Raw genomic sequence first — 22430 nt, 5'->3', positions numbered from 1 at the left:
GGACGGCGGGCCCACGGGGGGTGCAAGGTACGCGTCATCGGTGCGCGGTTACGTTAGAACATGTCCGTCTCTGTTGGAAGAGGTGCGTTGTTGGGAAACGTGGTGATCCGCGTGACCCCCGGCCGGTTCCGCAGTTGATCAGCACATGAAGAAGCGCAGCATCCTCGCCATCGCCACCCTTGCCACCGGCTTCGTCGTGGCCGCCGTCACCCCGTCCCACGCGGCCGACCAGATCCCCCTCGGCGACCTCAACGTCTCGGACACGGTCGGCCAGGTCGACCACCTCGTCAACCAGGACAGCCTGTCCGTGGACCACGACGCCCTCGGCGGGGAGTAGGGCCCCGGGCCCGGAGCGGTACGCGCCGAGTGCCGGTGCCCCGCCGCACCGGGGCACCGGCACTCCCGTGTGCGCACCCTCAACGGGATGTGGTTTCCGTGGCAGGGTGGAGCGGGCAAGCCACAGGGGGCCAATAGAAGAGGGGGAGTCCGTGACCGTCGTCTGGATCAACGGCGCGTTCGGTGCGGGGAAGACCACGACCGCACGGGAACTGATCGAACTGATCCCGCACAGCACGTTCTTCGACCCCGAGGTCATCGGCGGAGCGCTCGGACACCTGCTCCCGCCCAAACGCCTCGCCGAGGTCAGCGACTTCCAGGACCTGCCGATCTGGCGCCGGCTCGTGATCGACACGGCGGCGGCGATGCTCGCCGAGCTGGGCGGGACCCTCGTGGTCCCGATGACCCTGTTGCGCCAGGAGTACCGCGACGAGATCTTCGGGGGCCTCGCCGCCCGCCGGATCACGGTACGACACCTGCTGCTCGCCCCGGCTGAAACGATCCTGCGCGAGCGCATAGCCGGGCGCGAGGTCCCGGCCGACCTGCCCGACGGCGAGTTGCGGGTGCGCCAGTGGTCGTACGACCACATCGAGCCCTACCGCGCCGCCCTCGCCTCCTGGCTCACCGCCGACGCGCACGTCGTCGACACCAGCGCCCTCACCCCGTACGAGACCGCCGTCCGGATCGCCGGGGCCGTCGACTCCGGTGCCGTACCGCCCTGCGACATCGTGCAGACCGCCGAGCCCACCGCCGAGACCGTCGCCGCCGGGGTGCTGCTCTTCGACGAACAGGACCGGGTGCTGCTGGTGGACCCCACCTACAAGCCCGGCTGGGAGTTCCCCGGCGGTGTGGTCGAGCGCGGGGAGGCTCCGGCCCGCGCCGGGATGCGTGAGGTCGCGGAGGAGACCGGGATACGGCTGCGGGAGGTGCCGCCGCTGCTCGTCGTGGACTGGGAGCGGCCCGCGCCCCCCGGCTACGGCGGCCTGCGGTTGCTCTTCGACGGCGGCCGGCTGGGCTCCGCCGAGGCCGCGAGGGTGCTGCTGCCGGGCCCGGAGCTGCGCGACTGGCGTTTCGTCACCGAGCAGGAGGCTGCCGCGATGCTGCCTCCGGTCCGCTTCGAGCGGCTGCGCTGGGCGCTGCGGGCCCGGGAGCGCGGAACCGCGCTCTATCTGGAGGCCGGTGTGCCGGTGGGCGGGCAGGCCGCCTGAGGCGTGATCAGCGTGCGGCGGCCACCTCGCGCAGCGCGGCGGAGGCGCCGCTCAGCACCGGCTCGCCGTGCCCGAAGCACGCCACCTCCGCTTCGAGGTCCGCCAACCGGCGCAGGGAGGCGAGGAGTTGCGGCTTGTTCAGGTTGAACACGCCCGGCATCACCGATCCGTCGACCGGCGAGGCCGCGACCGTGTCGCCCGTGAACAGCACCCCGTCGTCGGGCAGGAAGAGCGCGATGCTGCCGTCCGTGTGGCCCGGGACGTGGATCACCCGGGCCCCACCGCCGAAGCCGAGCACCTCACCGTCGGACACCGGGGTGACCCGTGGCGGCCGTACCGGCTCACCGACGGGCAGGTGCCGCGCCGCCTGCGCGTGGATCGGCAGCTCCCAGTCCTCGAACAGCGGGGGCGGGCCCGGTCGTTCACCCCTGATGAACGGGGCGTCCAGGTGGTGCGCCACCACCTCGGCCCCGCTCAGCGCGGCGAACTCGCCCGCCCCGCCCGCGTGATCCTCGTGGAAATGGGTCAGCACGATCCGTCGTACGTCCCCGGGGGCGTGGCCGAGCGCAGTGACGGCGGCGGCGACGGCCCGGCCGGCGCCGAGCGTGCCCGCGTCGATCAGCGTCAACTCCACGCCGTCGCGCCAGAGATAGGCCTGGCCGACCGGGAAGCGCAGGAGATGGAGGCGGGGCAGCAGTTCGATGACGTCCATGCCCCGACCGTAGGGAGGGCCCCCGCCGCACGGCGAGGGCCCTCTGCCTGAGGCAGAAGTGTTCAGCTCGCCGCGTAGTTGCGCAGGAACAGCGCCTCGGCGACCGACAGGCGCTCCAGCTCCTCCGGGGACACGCTCTCGTTGACCGCGTGGATCTGCGCCTCGGGCTCGCTCAGGCCGATGAGCAGGATCTCCGCCTGCGGGTAGAGGCCGGCGAGGGTGTTGCACAGCGGGATGGAGCCGCCCTCACCGGCGTACTGCATGGTCTCGCCCGGGTAGGCGACGGCCATCGCATCGGCCATCGCCTCGTAGGCCGGGCTGGAGGCGTCGGCGCGGAAGGCCTGGCCCTGGCCGACCTGCTCGGTGGTGACCCGGGCGCCCCAGGGGGTGTGCGACTCGAGGTGCGCCTGGAGCAGCTTGGTCGCGTCCGTGGCGTCCACGCCCGGCGGCACCCGCAGGCTGATCAGCGCGCGGGCGTTCGCGTGCACGGACGGGGTGGCGCCGACCACCGGCGGGCAGTCGATGCCGAGCACGGTGACGGCCGGGCGGGCCCAGAGGCGGTCCGCGACCGAGCTGTCGCCTATCAGCCCCACGCCGTCGAGCACCTTGGCGTCCGCGCGGAACTGCTCCTCGGTGTACTCCAGGCCGTCCCACGTCCCCGTGGCGTCCAGCCCGTCGACCGTCGTCGAGCCGTCCTCGGCGCGCAGCGAGTCCAGCACGCGGATCAGCGCGGCGAGCGCGTCCGGGGCGGCGCCGCCGAACTGGCCGGAGTGCAGGTTGCCCGCGAGGGTGTCGATGCGGACCCGGACCAGGGTCATACCGCGCAGGGTGGTGGTCACCGTCGGCAGGCCGACGCGGAAGTTGCCCGCGTCGCCGATCACGATGGTGTCGGCCTCCAGCAGCTCCGGGTGCTGCTCGGCGTACCGCTCCAGGCCGCCGGTGCCCTGCTCCTCCGAGCCTTCGGCGATCACCTTGACGTTCACCGGGACGCCGCCGTTCGCCTTCAGGGCCCGCAGCGCGAGCAGGTGCATGATCACGCCGCCCTTGCAGTCGGCGGCGCCACGGCCGTACCAGCGGCCGTCGCGCTCGGTCAGCTCGAACGGCGGGGTGGTCCAGGCGGCCTCGTCCAGCGGCGGCTGCACGTCATAGTGCGCGTAGAGAAGAACCGTTTTGGCACCCTCCGGGCCCGGCAGGTAGCCGTACACCGACTGCGTGCCGTCGGGGGTGTCGAGGAGGGCCACGTCCTGGAAGCCCTCGGCGCGCAGCGCGTCGGCGACCCAGTTCGCGGCGCCCTCGCTCTCGCTCTTCGGGAACTGCGCGAAGTCCGCCACCGACTTGAAGGCGACCAGCTCGGTCAGCTCCGCCTTGGCCCGGGGCATCAGCGAGGCGACGGTCTCGGCGACCGGATTCGACGACATGGGAACGCTCCTCGTGGGTGCGACGTTGAACTGCTGGGTACACCGATCCTCCCACAACGACCTGCGTGGACGGCCGCCGTAGGATGCGGGGGACAGGTTGGGCAGCGGCTTGATCGGAGCAGTAGACCATCGTGAGCGGCGAGAACTGGTCGGCGGACGACGTGCAGCAGGTGTGGGACGTCGTCGTGGTGGGCGCGGGACCGGCGGGGGCCTCGGCCGCGTACGCGGCGGCCGTGACCGGACGGCGTGTCCTGTTGCTGGAGAAGGCCGAGCTGCCCCGCTACAAAACGTGCGGCGGCGGCATCATCGGCCCCTCGCGCGACGCCCTGCCGCCCGGCTTCGAGCTGCCCTTCCAGGACCGCGCGCACACGGTCACCTTCTCGAACAACGGGCGCTTCACCCGCACCCGCCGCTCCAAGCAGATGCTGTTCGGGCTGATCAACCGGCCCGAGTTCGACCAGCAGCTGGTCGAGCACGCGCAGAAGGCCGGCGCCGAGCTGCGTACGGGCGTCACGGTGCAGCGGGTCGAGCAGCACGGCTCGGCGGTGCCCGACCGGCGCACCGTCGCCGTGATCCTCCAGGGCGGCGAGACCGTGCTGGCCCGCGCGGTCGTCGGCGCCGACGGCAGCGCCAGCCGCATAGGCGCCCACGTCGGTGTGAAGCTGGACCACGTGGACCTCGGCCTGGAGGCGGAGATCCCGGTGCCGGAGACCGTCGCCGAGGACTGGAAGGGCCGGGCCCTCATCGACTGGGGCCCGATTCCCGGCAGTTACGGCTGGGTCTTCCCGAAGGGCGACACCCTTACGGTCGGCGTGATCTCCGCGCGGGGCGAAGGCGCGGCCACCAAGCGCTATTTGGAGGACCTGGTCGGCCGGCTCGGGCTAGCCGGGTTCGAACCGAGCGTCTCCTCCGGCCACCTGACCCGTTGCCGGGCCGACGACTCGCCGCTGTCCCGCGGCCGGGTGCTGGTGTGCGGGGACGCGGCGGGCCTGCTGGAGCCGTGGACCCGCGAGGGTATTTCCTACGCGCTGCGCTCGGGCCGGCTGGCGGGGGAGTGGGCGGTGCGGATCGCCGAGGCGCACGACGCGGTCGACGCCCGTCGCCAGGCCCTGAACTACGCCTTCGCGATCAAGGCGGGGCTCGGCGTCGAGATGAGCGTCGGCAAGCACCTGCTGGCCGCGTTCGAGCGCCGCCCCGGTTTCTTCCACGCGGCCCTCACCGGCTTCCGCCCGGCGTGGCGGGCGTTCCGGGAGATCACCCAGGGCTCCACCACGCTGGCCGAGATCGTCCGGTCCCGCCCGTTGGCCCAGCGCGCCCTGACCGCGCTGGACCGGGGGCGCTCCGTCCCCGTGGAGGACCCGGCTCCTGCGGAGGACCCGGTCACTTCGTGACGTTGATCCGGAAGACGGGGTGGTCGCCGGCCGCCGCGACGATCTCCTCGTCGGAGGACGTGGCCGTCACACCCTGGAAGTACTGGTTGACCTCCCAGCCCCACTTCTCCAGGTAGGTCCGCAGGATCGGGAGCTTCTCCGCGTCGGGAAGCTCCATCGCGGTGAACGTGCGCACCTTCCGGCCCACCCGCAGCTCGCCGCCGGCGGCGGCGCGCATGTTGCGCACCCACTGGGAGTGGCCGCGCGCCGAGACGAGGTACTGCTCGCCCTCGTACGTGTGCGGGTTGACCGGGATGCGCTGCATCTGCCCGCTCTTGCGCCCGCGCACCGACAGCTCCGCGCTGCCCGCGAGGCTGATCCCGTGCCGGGCGAGCCAGCCGATGATCCCGTTCAGCCGCACCTCCATCGGGCTGCCCTTGCGGTAGTAGGGCGAAGAGGAAGCGGACGAAGAAGAAGACGCAGACGGCATGGTGACCCCCACGGTTTGGGAGAGCGGTGCTCTCGCTTGACTTCAGTGTGGGGGATGCAGGTGCTCCAAAGCAAGAGCAGTGCTCTGGAATGTGTGCACTGCTCTGTCTGCATGGCACACTGCTGCCATGAGCACCGCACAAGGCGCCCGCGCGCGGGCCAGGATCGAAGTCACCGCCGCCATCAAGGACGAGGCGCGCCGACAGCTCGCGGCTGAGGGCGCGGCCAAGCTCTCGCTACGGGCCGTCGCCCGCGAGCTGGGCATGGTCTCCTCGGCGCTCTACCGCTACTTCCCCAGCCGCGACGAACTGCTGACCGCCCTGATCATCGACGCCTACGACTCCCTCGGCGAGGCGGCAGAGGCAGCCCACCTGAAGAGCGCCGACGCGGACCACGTGCGGCGCTGGACCGCCGTGTGCGGGGCGGTGCGCGACTGGGCCCTCGCCCACCCGCACGAGTACGCCCTGATCTACGGATCGCCCGTGCCCGGCTACTCCGCCCCCGAGACCACCGTCCCGTCCGCCGCCCGCGTCGGCCTGCTTCTCATCGGCATCGTCCGCGACGCCCACCAGGGTCCGGGCCTCGCCGACCTCCCCCTCCCCGCCGAACTGCGCCCCGAGGCCGAACGCATGGCGGCGGACCTCACCCCCGATCTGCCCCCCGAGGTGGCTGCCGCGCTGGTGGCGGCCTGGGCCCAGCTGTTCGGACTCGTCGGATTCGAGCTGTTCGGGCAGTTCAACCGGGTGGTGGAGGACCGGGAGACCTTCTTCCTGCACGCGGCGACCCGGCTGGCGCATGGGGTGGGGCTGCGCTGATTGCGCGGCAGGGTGCCGCACTTCGTGCTGTCGTACTCCCCGGGGAGTACTGGTGATCACCTCGCCCGGCTGACGACCTTGGCGCCCGTCGGCGTCTAGCGTGGCGGTCATGGATGAGCAGCACGGAGAGGGGCCCTCGCGCTGGTGGCGGTACGGACCCCCGTGGTGGCAGCGCGCCGACGGCCCCGAGGCGCACCGCGCGCGCCTGCCGTGGCGCTCCACCGCGCTGCTCACCGCATTCGTGCTGATCGGCTCGAACTTCGCCGCGCACGCTCAGCCGCACCGCCAGCCCCTCGACCTCTACGCGCGCGTGCTGTTGCTCCTGGCCTCGCTGGTGCTGCTGTGGCGGCACCGCCACCCCGTCCTCGCCGTCTACGCCGCGAGCGCCGCGACCCTGGTCTACCTGGCTGTCGGCTACCCCTACGGCCCGGTCTTCCTGGCCGTCGCCGTCGGCTGCTTCAGCGCCGTCGTCGCCGGGCACCGGCGGGCCGCCTGGACGGCGGTCGGCCTGCTGTGGGCCGGGCACGCCCTGGTCGCGCTCTGGCTCTACCGCTGGCTGCCACCCGCGGGGGACAAGAGGGGGAGCATCGTCCAGGAGCTCGGCGTCGCCACCTGGGTTCTGGCCATCGCGACGGTCTCCGAACTGGCCCGGGTGCGGCGCGAGCAGTGGGCGCGGGAGCGCGCGGACCGCGCGCAGGCGGCCCGGCGGCGCGCGGACGAGGAACGGCTGCGGATCGCCCGCGAACTGCACGACGTCCTCGCCCACAGCATCTCGGTCATCAACGTCCAGGCGGGTATGGGGCTCGCGCTCCTCGACAGCGACCCCGAGCAGGCGCGCGCCGCGCTCACCACCATCAAGGCCGCCAGCAAGGAGGCGCTCGGCGAGGTGCGCCAGGTCCTCGACACCCTGCGCGCCCCGGGCGCCGCCCCGCGTACCCCCGCGCCGGGCCTGGACCGGCTGCCGGAACTCGTGGAACAGGCCGCGTCCGCCGGGCTGACCGTCGACATCGAGGGCGAGTCGCCCCGGCTGCCGCCCGGCGCCGACCTCGCCGCCTTCCGGATCGTGCAGGAGGCCCTCACCAACGTCGTACGGCACTCCGGATCGCGGCATGCGCGCGTACGGTTCGCCCACGACGCGGGCGCCCTGCGGCTGTGGATCGACGACGACGGGCCCGCGACCGGCGCGGACGCCGGCGGCAGCGGGAACGGGCTGGCCGGGATGCGGGAGCGGGCCGGGGCGCTGGGTGGCACCATCGAGGCGGGCCCGCGCCCCGACGGCGGCTTCCGGGTGCTCGCCGTACTGCCGTTGCACACCAGGGAGGACCAGTGATCCGGGTACTGCTCGCCGACGACCAGTCGCTCGTGCGGGCCGGTTTCAGAGCACTGCTCGACGCGCAGCCCGACATCGAGGTGGCGGGAGAGGCGGCGGACGGCGACGAAGCGCTGCGCAAGGTGAGCGAACTGCGGCCCGACGTCGTCCTGATGGACATCCGCATGCCCCTGCTGGACGGTCTGGCCGCGACCCGGCGGATCACCGGGGACGCGGAGCTGAAGGACGTGAAGGTGGTCATGCTGACCACCTTCGAACTGGACGAGTACGTCTTTGAGGCGATCCGTTCGGGCGCCTCCGGTTTCCTGGTGAAGGACACCGAGCCGGACGAACTCCTGCGTGCCGTACGGGCGGTGGTGGAGGGCGACGCGCTGCTGTCGCCGGGTGTCACGCGCCGTCTGATCGCCGAGTTCGCGGCCCGCTCCAAGGAACCCGCCGCCGCGGACGCCCTGACCCAACTCACCGAGCGGGAACGGGAGGTGATGGCGCTGGTCGGGATCGGCCTGTCCAACGAGGAGATCGCCCGGCGCCTCGTGGTCAGCCCGCTCACCGCCAAGACCCACGTCAGCCGCACGATGGTGAAGCTGGGCGCCCGGGACCGCGCCCAACTCGTCGTCCTGGCCTACGAGTCGGGGTTGGTGCGGCCGGGCTGGCTGGGTTGAGCGGCCCGCCGGAAGCGGACCAGCACACTCACCACCCGGGCCACGAAGACCACCGGCGCGGCCGTCAGGCCGAGCCGCAGCAGGGCGGTGCCGAGCAGCCGCGGCAGGTCGAAGAGCAGCGCCGGCCCGGCGACGGCACCGAACACCACGGCCGCCGCGAAGGCCGCGCTGACCAGCGCGTACCCGACCTCCACCATGGCCGCGTCCTGCTCGGCCTTGGTGCGCCGTCCCCCCTGTCCCTCATATTCGTACATACCGTCAGTCTCACAGACGTGCGCCCGGCGGGACAACCAACTCCCGCCGGGCGCACGTACGGAGGCGGACCCCCCATCAGTCGCGGACTGGTACGCGGTCGATCAGTCGCGGACCGGTACGCGGTCCGCTTCCGCCTCCTCCACGGTGGACCTGGCGACGACGATCGTCTGGTGGCTGCGGCGGGTGCGCAGCCCGGTGAGGGTGATCAGCAGGCCGGCCAGGGCGATGCCGGTGACGACCATGAAGCCGGGCCGGTAGCTGTCGAGGACGGCCTGCGGGGTGGCGTGCCCGGGGGCCTGCGCGGTCACCACGGCCGTCACCACGGCGAGGAAGATCGCCCCGCCCACCTGGATCGAGGTGTTGAGCAGCCCGGACACCATGCCCTGCTCGTGGTCCTCGACCCCGTTGGTGGCCTGGATGTTGAGCGACGGGAAGACCAGCGCGCAGGCCGCGCCGATCAGCAGCATCGACGGCAGGATGACGGCCGCGTACACCGGGTCGAGGTCGATGCGCAGGAACAGCGCGTACCCGAGGGCCATCAGCGCGAACCCGGTCGCGATCAGCCGCTGCGTGCCGAACCGGTCCACGATCGCGCCGACCTTCGTCGACGACACGGCCACCAGCGTGCCCGCCGGCAGGAAGGCGAGGGCCGTGTGCAGCGCCGACCAGCCGAGCAGGGACTGCATGTAGAGCGTGGTCAGGAACTGGAAGCCGACGTACGACCCGAAGAAGGCCACCGCGCCGAGCTGGGCGCGGATCTGGTTGCCCGAGCGCAGCACCCCGAGCCGGATCAGCGGGCTCGGCGAGCGCCGCTCGACCAGGACGAACGCGGTCAGCAGCGCGGCGACCGCGAGGAACGACAGCAGGGTGCGGGCCGAGGCCCAGCCGGCCTGAGGCGCCTGGACGACAGTGAAGACCAGCAGCAGCATGGCCGCGGTGCCGAGGACGGCGCCGGGGATGTCGTAGCCGTCGTGGCTCTCCTCGCGGGTGCTGCGCGGCAGCAGCTTCACACCCACGAGCAGCGCGATCAGGGCGATGGGCCCGGGCAGCAGCATGGTGAAGCGCCAGCTCACCTCGGTGAGCAGGCCGGAGAGCACCAGGCCCATCGAGAAGCCGGTGGCGGCACAGGTGGTGTAGATGGAGAGCGCGCGGTTGCGCAGCGGGCCCTCCGGGAACGTGGTCGTGATGATCGACAGACCCGCCGGTGCGGTGAAGGCCGCGCTCAGCCCCTTGATGAAGCGGCTCGCGATCAGCAGCGGACCCGAGTCCACGACACCGCCGAGCAACGAGGCCAGCGCGAAGACGCCGAGGGCGACGAGGAACACCTGGCGCCGCCCCAGCAGGTCGGCGGTGCGTCCGCCGAGCAGGAGCAGACCGCCGTATCCCAGGATGTAGCCGCTGACGATCCATTGCAGCGTCGACGTGGACAGATGGAGATCGGAGCCGATGGACGGCAGTGCGACGCCGACCATCGAGACGTCGAGCGCGTCCAGGAACATCGCGGCGCACAGCACCAGAAGGGTGCCCCACAGTCGGGGAGTCCAGCGAACCGCCGGCGAAGGGGTCGCGGGGGAGGTGAGCGGAGAGGTCATGCCCAAGACACTACATGCGCATGCATCGAATGCAAACGCATTTAATTCTGATGCAATAATTTCGCTTCTCTGCTACGGTGCGTTCATGGCGGCGAAGAAGGCCCAAGTGACGGCCGATCAGGCGCTCGTGGAGCAGTGGCGGGACATCCTGGACCTGCACGCCCGCACCCAGTGCGAGTTGGACCGGGCGCTCGGCGGACACGGCCTGTGCGCCAGCGACTTCGAGGTGCTCGACGTGCTCGCCGAAGGCGTGACGGCGGACGGCACCTGCGCCTACCGCGTGCAGGAGATCTCCGAGCGGGTCCACCTCAGCCAGAGCGCGCTCTCCCGGCTGATTGGCCGCCTGGAGAACGACGGCCTGGTCGAGCGGGCCATGTGTCCGGAGGACCGGCGCGGGGTGCGCGTGGCGCTCACGGCGAAGGGGCGCGCGCTGCACGGCGAGGTACGGCCCGTACAACGCGCGGTGCTGGCCCGGATGCTGGGGAACTGACGCCCCGTCGGGCACCCCGCCCGACGAAGCAACTCGGCTAACCGATAGCGCCCTTCTCCTGCCACAGCGCCGCCAGCGAACGGTCGCCGGACACCTGAGGCACCGGCACCCGGTTCCACAGCGCCAGGTACAACTCGTCGGCGAAGCCAGTCAGTTCGGCATCGGCCGCGCCGGACGCGTCCCGCGAGGTCACCGGCGGCTCAGCGCTCAGCCGTACGGTCCACACAGCGTCCGCGCCCCCGTTCTCCGCGCGCACCCGCAGCACCCTCGGCTCCTCCGCACGCAACCGGCTCCTGCTACGGGCGTGGAAGCCGCGCAGCAGCTCGTCGATGCCGTCCACCGCGAAGTCCGTGGCGACCGGGGTGGCCGTACCGCCCCGCGCGGCCTCGGCGTCGTAGCGGTGCACGGTCGTCTCGTGCGCCTGCCGCCGGGTCCAGAACGTGAGCGGCGAAGGGCAGGGCGCCGGATGGAAGGTCCAGCACTCCAGGTCGGCGGGCGCGGCGGCCAGGGTGTCCACCAGCAGGCGGTGGCTGTCCCGGTACCAGGCCACCAGCTCGGCGCCGTCCAGGTCCGGGCTGTCCGTGAGGGGGCGGGGGGCGGTGTGCGCGTCGGCGACGAAGGCGGCGGCCCACCGGTGCACCGCGCCCGTGTGCCGCAACAGGTCCCGGACATGCCACTCAGGGCAGGTCGGCACCTTGGCATCGGTACCCGCCTGCTCGGCGGCTGCCGCCAGCAGGCGGCCCTCTCGGTCCAGCGTCTCAAGGTACTCAGCAGTCTCCATGCGGGTGAGTCTGCCGGATGGAGGCTGCTACAAGGCACGCCATTAGTCCCTGGGGGCACGACTTTCCCCACCCGTCCTCAGCCGCTCATCACCCGCCGGGTCGACACCCCGATGACCGCGGCCACGGCGGCCAGTACGGCGACGCTCGTGAGCGCGGCGGGCAGGGAGAACCAGTCGGCCATGAACCCGATCGCGGGCGGCCCGAGCAGCATGCCGCCGTAGCCCAGCGTGGAGGCCACGGCGACACCGGACGCGCCGGTCAGGGCGCCGGCCCGTTCCACGGCGACCGGGAAGAGGTTGGCGAGGCCGAGTCCGGTGACGGCGAAGCCCAGCAGCGCCGCCCACGCGGACGGCGCGAGCGAGCCGAGCAGCATGCCCGCCGCCGCGGTGGTGCCGCCGGCGATCACGGTCCGGGCGCGGCCGAGGCGCTCCAGCAGGGCCGTCCCGGTCAGCCGGCCGGCGGTCATGGCGAGCGCGAAGCATGCGTACCCGGCCGCCGCCACGCCCGACGAGGCTGCCAGGTCCTGCTGGAGGTGGAGGGCACCCCAGTCGGCCATGGCCCCCTCGCCGTAGGCCGTGCACAGCGCGATCAGCCCGAACACCATGACCAGCCTCCGGGTACGGCCGTCCGCCCGGCGTGCTCGACCGTCCGTCTCCGTCAGTTCACGCTCCGGCGGAACGGGAGGCTCGTGCCGCAGCAGCGTCCGCCCGGCGACGGCCGTGACCACCAGCCCGATCAGGGTGAGACCGAGCAGATGCCGCGCGGGGGAGACGGCACCGGCGACCAGTCCGCCGAGGCCCGCGCCGACCATCCCGCCCAGGCTGAAGGCGGCGTGGAAACTGGGCATGATGGGCCTGCGCAGCGCGGCCACCAGGTCTACGGCAGCGCTGTTGAAAGCCACGTTGACGCCGCCGTACCCAGCCCCGAAGAGCAGCAGGACGGCGCCGAGCGCCGCCGCGGAGTGGGTGAGCGGAGGCAGCGCGACACTCAGCGCGAGCACCACCATGCACACGACGGTCACCGGGTGACTGCCGTAACGCCGGCACAGCCGGCCGGTCAGCGTCATGGTGAGCACCGCACCCGCGGACACCCCGAGCAGCGCGAGCCCGAGGGCGCCGGCGGAGGCGTGCGTCTGCTGCTTGATGTCGGGGATACGGACCACCCAGCCGGCGAAGATGAAGCCGTCCAGGGCGAAGAAGGCGGTGATCGCCGCGCGCAGACGTAGGAGACCGGTGCTCGGCACGACGCTGTGCGTTCGGGTTTTGTTTATTAGCGGCACAAAGTCAGCGTAGAGATGTCCGCCGGTGGCTGCAAGGGAGTTGATGGTTGCCCGGGGCACCCGCGCGGCCGTCGCCTTCCTGCACGAGCTGCGGTGCGCGTTCGGGGGCGGGGCACCTGTGCGATTCATGAACGCACAGCGGATACAAGTCGGTTAATGCTTGCTCACGAGCTGGTTGCAGAGGGATGAGCAGGCCATGATGGGCCCATGACGTTGGCCTCGCGCGCGCTCGCGCTACTGGCGACCTGGCCGGATCTGAGACCGGCCGTGCCCAGCTGCGGCCGGGGGCAGGCGGTGAGTTCGCCGCAGGGCGAGATCGCCCACTTCCACTCGGGCCGTGATGTCGATCTGCGGCTGACCACCCGGGCCATCCGGCGGTTCGCCAAGGATCTCAAGGCCTCGGGCGCGATCCGGATCGTGCCGGGGTCGCAGTGGGTGACCCTGCGGCTCGACGCCGCCAGCGACGTCGATCTGCTGCTCACCCTCGTCAGCGTGGCCCTCCAGGCGCAGCAGGCCTGGCCCGACCCCGGGGACCGGAAGCCGGTCGGCTGCAACGACCAGCGGGGCGCTGGGTTCGTGAAAGCGGACCTCGGGGGCATCTGACGCCGGCGGGCGTCAGACCGTCAACACCTGAACGCCCGCTTCCTCGAAGCGGCGTACCTGGTCCTGCCCCACCGCCTTGTCCGTCACCAGCGTGTCGACCAGATCCGCGCCGCAGATCCGGGCGAACGCCCGCTGGCCGAGCTTGCTGGAGTCCGCGGCGACCACCACCCGCTCGGCGCGTTCGCACAGCAGCCGGTTGATCGCGGCCTCCGCCTCGTCGTGCGCCGCCGCGCCGTGCGTGACGTCGAAGGCGACGACGCCCAGGACCGCCACGTCGAGCGTGACCTGGCTCAACACCCCGTCCGCCAGCGGGCCGATGAGTTCGTACGACTGCGGGCGCGCCACCCCGCCCGTCAGCACGATCTTGAACTGGGGGCGTACGGCAAGCTCGTTGGCGATGTTGAGCGCGTTCGTGACGATCGTCAGCGCCGGAGTGCCGCTGCTCAGGTCGCCGCGTACAGCGAGCGCGCGGGCCACCTCCGTGGTGGTCGTGCCGCCGGTCAGCCCGACCGCCTCGCCCGGCGCGACGAGATCGGCGACGGCCTTGGCGATGCGCTGCTTCTCGGATGCGCGACGGGCCGTCTTGTAGCGCAACGGCAGTTCGTACGACACCCCGTGCACCACCGCCCCGCCCCGCGTGCGCACCAGCATCTGCTGCTCGGCGAGCTGGTCGAAGTCCCGGCGGATCGTCGCCGCCGACACCTCCAGCTCGGTCGCGGCCTCCTCGACCTCCAGCCGGCCGCGCTCCACGAGCAGTTCCAGCAGCGCCTTCCAGCGGGCGTCCCGGGACATCCGCAACCTCCGCTCCCGATCGCTCTCCGACCGCTTCTCCGGCCGTTCTTCCGTTCTTCGATCGCTCTTCGATCTCACGGCGACCCTAGCGCACCCCACGTTGAGCGTGGATGCTTGATTGTGCTCGAAAACTCGCTATATCTTGCAGGAACAATCAGGCAGCTAAGGAAGGGTGTGGCATGAGCCATGTCGAGGACGAGCTGAACAGCCAGCCCGAGTGCTGGACGCGCGCGGTCGAGGCGGCCGGACAACACGCGGGGGCGCTCCCGGCGCCGGGCGAGCGCGTCGCATTCGTCGGGTGCGGGACGTCGTACTTCATGGCGCAGGCGGCGGCCGTGCTGCGCGAGAACGCCGGACTGGGGGAGAGCGACGCGTTCGCGGCGTCCGAGTTCCCGCGCGGACGGTCGTACGACCGTGTCGTCGCCCTCACCCGCTCCGGCACCACCACCGAAGTGCTCGACCTGCTGAGCGAGCTGGCCGGGACGGCGCGGACCACGGCCGTCACCGCCGACCCGGCCACCCCCGTGATGACCGCCGCCGACGACCTCGTCGTCCTGGACTTCGCCGACGAACGCTCCGTCGTCCAGACCCGCTTCGCCACCACCGCGTTCACCCTCCTGCGCGCCCATCTCGGCCTGCACCCCGACACCGCCGTGGCCGACGCACGCACGGCCCTGTCGGCGCCGCTGCCCGAAGGGCTGGTCGACTGCACGCAGTTCACCTTCCTGGGCCGTGGCTGGACCGTCGGGCTGGCCAACGAAGCCGGGTTGAAGATGCGCGAGGCCTCGCTGTCCTGGACCGAGGCCTACCCGGCGATGGAGTACCGGCACGGCCCGATCAGCATCACCACCGACGGCACGGCGACCTGGATGCTCGGCGAGGCACCCGACGGTCTCGCCGAACAGGTCCTCGGCACCGGCGGGCTGTGGGTCGCCGACGGGCTCGACCCGCTCGCCGAACTCGTCCGCGTCCAGCGGCTCGCGGTCGCGGTCGCCGCCACCCGAGGCCTCGACCCGGACCAGCCGCGCCACCTGACCCGCTCCGTGATCCTCGCCCCCTGACCGACGCCTCAGGACGCCGCACGTCAGGACGCCTTACGTCAGGACGCCTTACGTCAGGACGTTTTACATCAGGACGTTTCACGAAGGGACAACCCAGCCGTGCCCCTCACGACCACCGGCGAACTGGTCACCCGCGCCGCCGAGGCCCGCTCCGCCGTCGCCGCCTTCAACGTCGTCACCCTGGAACACATCGAGGCCGTCATCGCCGGCGCGGAGGCGACCGGGGTGCCCGTCGTCCTCCAAATCAGTGAGAACGCCGTCAAGTTCCGCTACGGGCGGCTCCTGCCGCTGGCCCGCGCCGCGGTCGCCGCCGCCGAACGGGCCCACGTACCTGTCGCATTGCATCTCGACCATGTGCAGAGCGACGACCTGCTCCGCCAGGCAGCCGGCGCCGGATTCAGCTCGGTGATGTACGACGCGGCCCACCTGTCGTACACCGAGAACCTCGCCGCGACCCGTGCCGCCGCCGACTGGTCCCATGCCCAAGGTCTGTGGATCGAGGCCGAGTTGGGCCAGATCGGCGGCAAGGGCGGCCAGCCCCGGCTGGACGCGCACGCGCCGGGCGCCCGCACCGACCCCGACCAGGCTCGCGACTTCGTCCGCGGCACCGGCGTCGACGCCCTGGCCGTCGCCATCGGCAGCACGCACGCCATGACGACCCGCACCGCGGCCCTCGACCACGGCCTCCTCAAGCGGCTGTCCGCCGCGCTGCCCGTGCCGCTCGTCCTGCACGGCTCCTCCGGCGTACCGGACGACGGCCTGGTCGACGCCGTCGCGGGCGGCATCGCCAAGGTCAACGTCGGCACCGCCCTGAACGCGGCGATGACCGCGGCGATCCGCGAGTTCCTCGCGGCCCACCCCGAGGCCGTCGACTCCCGCAAGTACCTGGGCGTCGGCCGGGAGGCGATGGCGGGGGAGGTGATCCGCATCATCGGCGTACTGGGCCGTACGTCCGCCTAGTCCACGGTCGTACGCCCGCCCGAGCTAGGGGCGTTGGGCGCTAGCTCTTCTTGACGGCCTTCAACACCACGAACTTCGGGTCGCCGGCCACCAGTTGGCTGTTCCCGAAGAGCCGCTTCAGCTTCACGTGGTAGCCCAGGTGCCGATTGCCGATCACCCACAGCTCGCCGCCCGGCCGCAGCGCGCGCTTCGCCCCGGTGAACATCCGCCACGCCGTGGCGTCCGTGGTCGCCTGGTGGGAGTGGAACGGCGGATTGTTCAGGACCACGTCCACACTGCCGGGCGCCACTCCCGCCAGCCCGTCCCCGACCCGGAACTCGGCGTGCCCCGGCACCCCGTTGGCCTTGTACGTGGCCTCCGCCGACGCCACCGCCTGGAACGACTCGTCCACGAACAGCACTTCGGCGGCGGGGTCGGCGAGCGCCACCGCCGTACCGACGACGCCGTTCCCGCACCCCAGGTCCACCACCCGAGCGGCGCCCGGCGCGGGCAGGTGGCCGAGGAAGAACCGGGTGCCGATGTCCAGCCGGTCGGCGCAGAACACGCCGGCGTGGTTGACGACCGTGCGGCCCGAGGCCGGTCCGATGCCGTCCGGGAGCGCGTAGCTGTACGGCCACGGGTTCGCGGGCCGCTCCAGCGACGGGTCCGGGGTGCAGAAGATGAGCCGCGCCTTCTGCTGCGCGAGCGAGGTCCGGGTCGGCCCGAGAATCCGCTCGAACAGCTGAAGCGTGGAGGTGTGGATCTCCTTCACCATCCCGCTGCCCACCACGACCGTGCCCGCGTGCACGGCGGGCGCCAGCCGCAGCAACTGGTCCTCGAGCAGCGCGAGACTCTTCGGCACCCGCACCAGCAGCACGTCCACCCGCTCCGGCGGCGGATCCTGGGTGGTGAGCAGCTGTACGACACCGGGCTCGACACCTGCCCGGGCCAGGTTCGCCCGGGTTGCCTCCTGGCTCAGGAAGGAGTCGGTGATCTGCGTCGGGCGGTGCTCGGCGAGCGCCGTGACCAGGGCGCCCCAGCGGTCCCCGACCACCACGACCGAGCCGGTGAGCGGCACCCCCTCCTCGGCCAGGTGCCGCAGCAGGTACGCGTCGGAGGCGTCCCAGGCGCGCAGCCGGTCACGCGGGTCCTCGGGGAAGCGGAACAGCTCGAACTCGCCCCACGGTGTCGTCATACGGTCGTTCATCGTGCGTCCAGGCTAGCGGAGCCGCAGCTCAGCCGGGGTGGGGCTGCCATGCGGCAGGATGGGGCACATGGACGTGGAACTGTTTCCCCGGGCGCGCGCCGAGGTCGCGCCGGGCGCCGTGCACGTCCCGGACTGGCTGGACGACGACCGCCGGCGCTCCCTGCTCGCCGCCTGCCGGGACTGGGCGCGGCCACCGGCCGGACTCCGCACGGTCCGCACCCCGGGCGGCGGCACGATGACCGCCCGCCAGGTCTGCCTGGGCTGGCACTGGTACCCGTACGCCTACGCCCGCACGGTGGTCGACGGCGACGGCACCCCGGTGAAGCCCTTCCCGGCCTGGCTCGGCGAACTGGGCCGTCGCGCGGTCGCCGACGCGCTCGGCCCGGAGGCGGTCCCCGCCGAGCCGTACGACATCGCGCTGATCAACTTCTACGACGGCGACGCCCGCATGGGCATGCACCGCGACGGCGACGAGAAGTCGGCCGCGCCGGTGGTGTCGCTGAGCCTCGGCGACAGCTGCGTGTTCCGCTTCGGGAACACCGAGACGCGCGCGAAGCCGTACACCGACGTGGAGCTGCGCAGCGGCGACCTGTTCGTCTTCGGCGGGCCGTCCCGCCTCGCCTACCACGGGGTGCCGCGCGTGCACCCCGGCACGGCGCCGCCGGAGCTGGGTCTTACGGGGCGGCTGAACATGACGCTGCGGGTGAGCGGCCTGTAGACCACGGCATGCCACGACCGGAGCGGATCATGGGAGACTCGCCCTCATGAGCGGCAAGGCGGACCCCCGGAAGGCGGGGGAAGGGACCACCTCCAGGGCACGGCTGGACCGGGGGCGCGGTGCGCTCGGACCCGCGCTGGAGCTGGTGCACACCGGGCGGGCGCCGACGCGGGCCGTGCTCACCGCCGAACTCGGGGTGACGCGGGCGACGGCCGGGGCGGTGGCCGCCGAACTGGAGGCGCTGGGCCTGATCCGGGTCGATGCCCGGCCCGGCGCGGCGGCCCGATCCCAGGGGCGCCCCTCGCACCGGCTGGAGGTCGCCGAGGACGGGCCGGTGGCGCTCGCCGCGCAGGTGCACGCCGACGGCTTCCGGGCCGCACTGGTCGGCCTCGGCGGGCGGATCGTGGCGACCGCGCCCGGCTGCGAGACCGTCGACGCCGACCCGGCGAAGGTGCTCGGCTCCGTGGTCGAGGCGGGCGCGGACCTGCTGCGGACCACCGGCCGCCGGTGCGTGGGCGCCGGCCTCGCCGTCCCGTCCGCCGTCGCCGAACCCGACGGCCTCGCCCTCAACCCCCTTCACCTGGCCTGGTCCGTGGGCGCCCCGGTGCGCCGGATCTTCGCGGAGTGCGTGCGCGCCGCCGGGATCACCGGCCCCGCCTTCGCGGGCAACGACGTGAACCTCGCCGCGCTCGCCGAACACCGGCACGGCGCGGGCCGGGGCGCCCGGGACCTGCTGTGCGTGGCCACCGGGCACCGGGGAGTCGGCGGCGCCCTGGTCCTCGACGGCCGCCTGCACACCGGAAGTTCGGGCCTGGCCCTGGAGGTCGGCCATCTGACCGTCAACCCCGAGGGCCGCCCCTGTCACTGCGGCAGCCGCGGCTGCCTGGACGTCGAGGCGGACCCGCTGGCCCTGCTCATCGAGGCGGGCCGCGAACCCGGCCCCGAGGTCTCCCTGCTCCAGCAGGCCAACGACCTCCTGCGCACCCAGTACGCCGACCCGGCCGTCCGCACGGCCGCCGAGGCCCTGATCGACCGCCTCGGCCTCGGCCTCGCCGGCCTGGTCAACATCCTCAACCCCGACCGCATCATCCTGGGCGGTCTGCACCGCACCCTGCTCGACGCCGACCCCGGCCGGCTCCGCGCGGTCGTCGCCGACCGCAGCCTCTGGGGCCAGAGCGGCGGCGTACCGATTCTGCCCTGCACCCTGGACCACAACAGCCTGGTCGGCGCGGCCGAACTGGCCTGGCAGCCGGTGCTGGACGACCCGCTGGACGCACTGCGGTGACGGCACCCTAGACGGCGCGGGCCACGCGGCGGGGCCGGGCGACCAGTTCGCCGCCGCAGTTGGGGCAGATCTGCTCCATGGCCGCGCCGCAGGCGACGCAGAAGGTGCACTCGTACGAGCAGATGCGGGCCGGACCGTCGGCCGACAGCTCGGCGGTTTCACAGCGCTCGCAGCGGTCGCGCATCTCCAGGGCCATGTGTGCTCGTCTCCTCGGTTCGGGAGGGTCTGTCGGCTCCCTCCATCTCGATCTCCGTCTCCATCCTCCGGACGGCGGCCGGGGCGGCCAGCCGTCTCGAGGACAGAGTTCCGTACGATCGGGCCACCGCCACCGCCACCGCCACCGCCGGGAACAGCCGGTCACCGCCAGTCGGCCCCGAACGCCCGCCCCGGATGCTCCGTGAGGATGCGGTGCACCAGGTCACGGCCCACCGCCTCCTCCAGCCGGGGCCGCACCCGGCGCAGCAGGTAGGGCATGCCGGGGCCGCCGTCGACCGAGCGGGTCCCCGCGAGTACCGTGTCCCCGCCCAGCAGCAGCCGGTCCCCGAACCCCGCCTCCGCGAGGGCGCGTACGGCTTCGGGCATCCGCCAGTCGGTGGCGTGATGGGCGCGGGACGGCCCGTCGAAGGCCAGCCAGCAGCCGGACGCGGCGGCCTGGCGGTGCACCACCGGGTCGGGAGAGCGGTTCAGGTGTCCCAGGACCACCCGGTCGCCGGGCACGCCCAACTCGCCGCACAGCAGGTCGAGTACGTCCAGCGCACCGGTGCCCAGCTCCAGGTGGACGGCGATGGCCGCACCGGTGGCGTGGTGCGCCTCGGCCGCCGCGGCCATGGTCCAGCGAGCGTGCGCGTCGAGGGCGTGGAACCCACCCGCCACCTTGATCAACCCGGCGCGCACGCCCGTCGTGCCGATGCCCTCGGTCAGCTCCGAGACGAAGACGTCGGCGAGCCGGCCGCGCAGTCCCGCGAGCAACTCCTCGCTGTACTGGGCGGCTTGATGCAGGCCTGTAGCGCAGAGCACGTGCACTGCGCTCGCCCGGGACAGCCCCGGCAGGTCCGCCGCCCGCCGCCCCATGCCGTACGGGGTCCACTGTACGACGGCCGCTCCGCCCGCCGCCCGGAACGCGGCCAGCTCGGCCCGCGCGGCACGGAGGTCGTTCAGCTCCTGCCCCGGCAACTGCGGGCTGCGCAAGAAGAGATGGTCGTGCGCGTCGCACGCGCCCAGCTCCTCGGGAGGCAGGTCACCGAGGACCGTACGGACGGTTCTCACCACTGTCGCCCGCGCGGCAGCTCGCCGCGTTCCGGCGCCGACAGGTGCAGCACCTCGAAGACGTCGCCCTCGGCCTTGGGAATCCCGTCCACCCCGTGCTCCCAGCGCTCCCAGAGCGAGAAGTGGACCAGCTCCCAGGCGCGCGTGTCCACGACGGACGCCGCCAGCACCGCACCGTCCTCCGCGGCCAGCCGTCCGGTCTCGGTCACCGCGTCCGCCATGAACGCAGCCAACTCCACGCCCTCCGGGACCGGTTGACGCCGTCGCACGGCAAAGGCGGCGGAGGACCCGGCGGCGGTGCCCTCCTCGAACGCCAGCCCCGTCCACTGCCGTATCTCCGGCCGTCCGAAGTCGTTGACGGGCCCCTGGAAGGTGCCTCCCCAGAGGAAGCTGTTCATGCCCTCCATGGTGTTCCAGAGGTAGAACGGCCCGTACTGGTTCACCGGCGAGCCGTGAAACCCGCGCTCGCGCAGGATGTACGTCTTGATGCCGAGGCCGTCCCAGTCGTCCAGCAGGTGTGCGACGCGGGCGACGCGGGAGCGGATGATGCCCATGTCGTAGTCGGCGGGCAAGGTGAACTCGTACTGCATGGCGTGCATGTCGCGATTCCCTGTCTGTGGTCTCAGGTCTCAGGTCTCAGGCGGGGTAGTCGTTCACGTGCGCGTCCCACTCGGTGGTGGTGCCGTCCTCGGCGGCCTCCACGACCGCGAGGTGGGTCATGAAGGTGTGGGGCGCCGCCCCGTGCCAGTGCCATTCGCCGGGCTCGATCCACACGGTGTCGCCCGCGCGGATCTCCTCCACGTCGCCGTCCTTGCGCTGGACCAGCCCCTCGCCCTCCAGCACGTGCAGCACCTGGCCGTGCGGGTGCCGGTGCCAGGCGGTGTGGGCGCCCGGTGCGAAGTGGACGTTGAACATGCGCAGCCGGGACGGGGCGGCGGGGGCGGCTATCTCGTCCAGCCAGACCGTGCCGGTGAAGTTCTCCGCCGGGCCCTGCCAGGTGTCGGGCCGCCGTCGGGTGATGTGCACGAAGTCACTGCTCCTGTCGGGGAGTTCGGGAGGACGGGGAGTTGGGGCGGTTCAGGAAGCCTGGGGTGCGAGGAGGGAGAGCAGGCCGCGGACACCCGCGTCGAACGCGGCGGGAGAGCCGGACGCGCGGGCCAGCACATAGCCGCCCTGCACGGTCGCGAGGACGGCCGCGGCGATCTCCTCGCCGTCCAGGCCGGGAGCGAACTGCCCCTCACGCTTGCCCTCTTCGACGAGCTCGGCGATCCGTGCCCGGATGGCGGCGATCGTCTCGTCGACCGGCGCGCGCAGCTCGTCGCTCGCGATCACGTCCGGGTCCATGGTCAGCCGGCCGACCGGGCAGCCGCGCAGCACGTCACGCTCACGCAGCAGATACGCCTCGATGCGCTCGTACGGCGTGCCCGGCCCGTCGAGGAGTCTCTCGGCGGTGGCCCGCAGCTCCTCGGCGGTGCGCCGGATCGCGGCCAGGGCGAGATCCGGCTTGCCCTTGAAGTGGTGGTACATGCTGCCCTGACCGGCCCCGGCGCGTTCCAGGATCGCCTTGGGGCTCGTGCCCACGTAACCGCGCTCCCACAGCAGTTCGCGCGTGGACTCGATCAGTCGTTCCGAGGTGCTCATGCGATCACTGTACATACTAGTAGTTACAGTCCGCCAGCCCTTTCCGCACGCCACCCCTGCCGGGAGCAGTCGCGAGCCCCGTACGTACTCCCCTGGAAGTACCCGCACCGCCGCCGGCCGCACGACGACCCGGACGCCCTCCCGGAGGGAGTCTCGGGACATCACCCGAAGACCCACCCC

The 22430-nt window shown here is 72.5% G+C and carries 26 protein-coding genes; 12 read left to right on the top strand and 14 right to left on the bottom strand.

The window, feature by feature from the left end:
* Positions 1–145 precede the first annotated feature (145 nt).
* Together ACWD35_RS24805 and ACWD35_RS24800 are read left to right on the top strand one after the other, a co-directional pair.
* The gene (locus ACWD35_RS24805) at positions 146–337 is read left to right on the top strand and encodes a hypothetical protein (RefSeq protein WP_451353479.1); all 192 of its coding nucleotides are present in this window, start codon (positions 146–148) and stop codon (positions 335–337) included.
* Positions 338–488: 151 nt separating this feature from the next.
* Positions 489–1544, top strand: coding sequence for an NUDIX hydrolase (locus tag ACWD35_RS24800; RefSeq protein WP_451353478.1), 1056 nt, complete (start codon positions 489–491; stop codon positions 1542–1544).
* Between the two features lie 7 nt (positions 1545–1551).
* On the opposite strand, the gene ACWD35_RS24795 is transcribed toward ACWD35_RS24800, so the two are convergent.
* Together ACWD35_RS24795 and ACWD35_RS24790 are read right to left on the bottom strand one after the other, a co-directional pair.
* Positions 1552–2256 carry an MBL fold metallo-hydrolase gene (locus ACWD35_RS24795; RefSeq protein WP_451353477.1) on the bottom strand — a complete coding sequence of 235 codons (705 nt, stop codon included), beginning with the start codon at positions 2254–2256 and terminating at the stop codon, positions 1552–1554.
* 62 nt (positions 2257–2318) lie between these two features.
* Positions 2319–3674, bottom strand: a complete 1356-nt coding sequence (locus ACWD35_RS24790; protein ID WP_451353476.1) for a M20/M25/M40 family metallo-hydrolase — start codon at positions 3672–3674, stop codon at positions 2319–2321.
* Positions 3675–3805: 131 nt separating this feature from the next.
* Between ACWD35_RS24790 and ACWD35_RS24785 the strand changes: the two genes are divergently transcribed.
* A complete protein-coding gene (locus tag ACWD35_RS24785; RefSeq protein ID WP_451353475.1) occupies positions 3806–5065 on the top strand; it encodes a geranylgeranyl reductase family protein in 1260 nt (419 codons plus the stop codon).
* On the opposite strand, the gene ACWD35_RS24780 is transcribed toward ACWD35_RS24785, so the two are convergent.
* Positions 5055–5534 carry a nitroreductase family deazaflavin-dependent oxidoreductase gene (locus ACWD35_RS24780; RefSeq protein ID WP_451353474.1) on the bottom strand — a complete coding sequence of 160 codons (480 nt, stop codon included), beginning with the start codon at positions 5532–5534 and terminating at the stop codon, positions 5055–5057. The genes ACWD35_RS24785 and ACWD35_RS24780 overlap by 11 nt on opposite strands.
* Before the next feature lie 127 nt (positions 5535–5661).
* Here ACWD35_RS24780 and ACWD35_RS24775 point away from each other — a divergent pair, with 127 nt between their 5' ends.
* From ACWD35_RS24775 to ACWD35_RS24765, 3 genes are all read left to right on the top strand, one after another.
* Positions 5662–6348 carry a TetR/AcrR family transcriptional regulator gene (locus ACWD35_RS24775; protein ID WP_451353473.1) on the top strand — a complete coding sequence of 229 codons (687 nt, stop codon included), beginning with the start codon at positions 5662–5664 and terminating at the stop codon, positions 6346–6348.
* Positions 6349–6457: 109 nt separating this feature from the next.
* Positions 6458–7678: a sensor histidine kinase gene (locus ACWD35_RS24770; protein ID WP_451353472.1), complete on the top strand. Its 1221-nt coding sequence runs from the start codon at positions 6458–6460 to the stop codon at positions 7676–7678.
* Positions 7675–8340 (top strand): response regulator, encoded by a 666-nt coding sequence (locus ACWD35_RS24765; protein WP_451353471.1) that lies wholly within the window; start codon positions 7675–7677, stop codon positions 8338–8340. The genes ACWD35_RS24770 and ACWD35_RS24765 overlap by 4 nt, the downstream gene beginning before the upstream one ends.
* Here ACWD35_RS24765 and ACWD35_RS24760 read toward each other — a convergent pair.
* Together ACWD35_RS24760 and ACWD35_RS24755 are read right to left on the bottom strand one after the other, a co-directional pair.
* Positions 8301–8594: a DUF6332 family protein gene (locus ACWD35_RS24760; protein WP_451353470.1), complete on the bottom strand. Its 294-nt coding sequence runs from the start codon at positions 8592–8594 to the stop codon at positions 8301–8303. The two genes, ACWD35_RS24765 and ACWD35_RS24760, sit on opposite strands and share 40 nt — an antisense overlap.
* A 102-nt stretch (positions 8595–8696) precedes the next feature.
* On the bottom strand, positions 8697–10187 hold the full coding sequence (locus ACWD35_RS24755; RefSeq protein ID WP_451353469.1) for an MFS transporter: 1491 nt from the start codon (positions 10185–10187) through the stop codon (positions 8697–8699).
* Positions 10188–10272: 85 nt separating this feature from the next.
* Between ACWD35_RS24755 and ACWD35_RS24750 the strand changes: the two genes are divergently transcribed.
* Complete coding sequence (locus ACWD35_RS24750) at positions 10273–10677, top strand: MarR family winged helix-turn-helix transcriptional regulator (RefSeq protein WP_451353468.1); 405 nt, start codon at positions 10273–10275, stop codon at positions 10675–10677.
* 37 nt (positions 10678–10714) lie between these two features.
* On the opposite strand, the gene ACWD35_RS24745 is transcribed toward ACWD35_RS24750, so the two are convergent.
* On the bottom strand, positions 10715–11458 hold the full coding sequence (locus tag ACWD35_RS24745) for a maleylpyruvate isomerase family mycothiol-dependent enzyme (RefSeq protein WP_451353467.1): 744 nt from the start codon (positions 11456–11458) through the stop codon (positions 10715–10717).
* A 77-nt stretch (positions 11459–11535) separates the two neighbouring features.
* The gene (locus ACWD35_RS24740; protein WP_451353466.1) at positions 11536–12702 is read right to left on the bottom strand and encodes an MFS transporter; all 1167 of its coding nucleotides are present in this window, start codon (positions 12700–12702) and stop codon (positions 11536–11538) included.
* Between the two features lie 243 nt (positions 12703–12945).
* Between ACWD35_RS24740 and ACWD35_RS24735 the strand changes: the two genes are divergently transcribed.
* Positions 12946–13341, top strand: a complete 396-nt coding sequence (locus ACWD35_RS24735) for a luciferase domain-containing protein (RefSeq protein WP_451353465.1) — start codon at positions 12946–12948, stop codon at positions 13339–13341.
* Positions 13342–13353: 12 nt separating this feature from the next.
* Here the strand turns inward: ACWD35_RS24735 and ACWD35_RS24730 are convergent, their stop codons facing one another.
* A complete protein-coding gene (locus tag ACWD35_RS24730; RefSeq protein ID WP_451353464.1) occupies positions 13354–14133 on the bottom strand; it encodes a DeoR/GlpR family DNA-binding transcription regulator in 780 nt (259 codons plus the stop codon).
* A gap of 179 nt (positions 14134–14312) precedes the next feature.
* Here ACWD35_RS24730 and ACWD35_RS24725 point away from each other — a divergent pair, with 179 nt between their 5' ends.
* Both ACWD35_RS24725 and ACWD35_RS24720 read left to right on the top strand, forming a co-directional pair.
* Positions 14313–15194: an SIS domain-containing protein gene (locus ACWD35_RS24725; RefSeq protein WP_451353463.1), complete on the top strand. Its 882-nt coding sequence runs from the start codon at positions 14313–14315 to the stop codon at positions 15192–15194.
* Between the two features lie 99 nt (positions 15195–15293).
* Positions 15294–16154 carry a class II fructose-bisphosphate aldolase gene (locus tag ACWD35_RS24720; RefSeq protein WP_451353462.1) on the top strand — a complete coding sequence of 287 codons (861 nt, stop codon included), beginning with the start codon at positions 15294–15296 and terminating at the stop codon, positions 16152–16154.
* A gap of 40 nt (positions 16155–16194) precedes the next feature.
* Here the strand turns inward: ACWD35_RS24720 and ACWD35_RS24715 are convergent, their stop codons facing one another.
* Positions 16195–17328 (bottom strand): methyltransferase, encoded by a 1134-nt coding sequence (locus ACWD35_RS24715; protein ID WP_451353556.1) that lies wholly within the window; start codon positions 17326–17328, stop codon positions 16195–16197.
* 79 nt (positions 17329–17407) lie between these two features.
* Here ACWD35_RS24715 and ACWD35_RS24710 point away from each other — a divergent pair, with 79 nt between their 5' ends.
* Positions 17408–18058 carry an alpha-ketoglutarate-dependent dioxygenase AlkB family protein gene (locus ACWD35_RS24710; RefSeq protein ID WP_451353461.1) on the top strand — a complete coding sequence of 217 codons (651 nt, stop codon included), beginning with the start codon at positions 17408–17410 and terminating at the stop codon, positions 18056–18058.
* Between the two features lie 46 nt (positions 18059–18104).
* Complete coding sequence (locus tag ACWD35_RS24705; protein ID WP_451353460.1) at positions 18105–19343, top strand: ROK family protein; 1239 nt, start codon at positions 18105–18107, stop codon at positions 19341–19343.
* A gap of 7 nt (positions 19344–19350) precedes the next feature.
* Here the strand turns inward: ACWD35_RS24705 and ACWD35_RS24700 are convergent, their stop codons facing one another.
* The 5 genes from ACWD35_RS24700 to ACWD35_RS24680 form a co-directional block, all read right to left on the bottom strand.
* Positions 19351–19539, bottom strand: coding sequence for a DUF1272 domain-containing protein (locus ACWD35_RS24700; protein WP_451353459.1), 189 nt, complete (start codon positions 19537–19539; stop codon positions 19351–19353).
* Between the two features lie 161 nt (positions 19540–19700).
* On the bottom strand, positions 19701–20609 hold the full coding sequence (locus ACWD35_RS24695; RefSeq protein ID WP_451353458.1) for a phosphotriesterase family protein: 909 nt from the start codon (positions 20607–20609) through the stop codon (positions 19701–19703).
* On the bottom strand, positions 20606–21208 hold the full coding sequence (locus ACWD35_RS24690; RefSeq protein WP_451353457.1) for a DUF4865 family protein: 603 nt from the start codon (positions 21206–21208) through the stop codon (positions 20606–20608). The genes ACWD35_RS24695 and ACWD35_RS24690 overlap by 4 nt, the downstream gene beginning before the upstream one ends.
* A 37-nt stretch (positions 21209–21245) precedes the next feature.
* Entirely contained in the window at positions 21246–21635 is a 390-nt protein-coding gene (locus ACWD35_RS24685) for a (R)-mandelonitrile lyase (protein ID WP_451353456.1), read from the bottom strand.
* Positions 21636–21686: 51 nt separating this feature from the next.
* The gene (locus ACWD35_RS24680; protein WP_451353455.1) at positions 21687–22250 is read right to left on the bottom strand and encodes a TetR/AcrR family transcriptional regulator; all 564 of its coding nucleotides are present in this window, start codon (positions 22248–22250) and stop codon (positions 21687–21689) included.
* Positions 22251–22430 lie beyond the last annotated feature (180 nt).

Source organism: Streptomyces sp. NPDC002671, assembly GCF_053592475.1.
The sequence above is the reverse complement of the archived record's forward strand: the minus strand, read 5'-3'. Positions and strand labels throughout refer to the sequence as shown.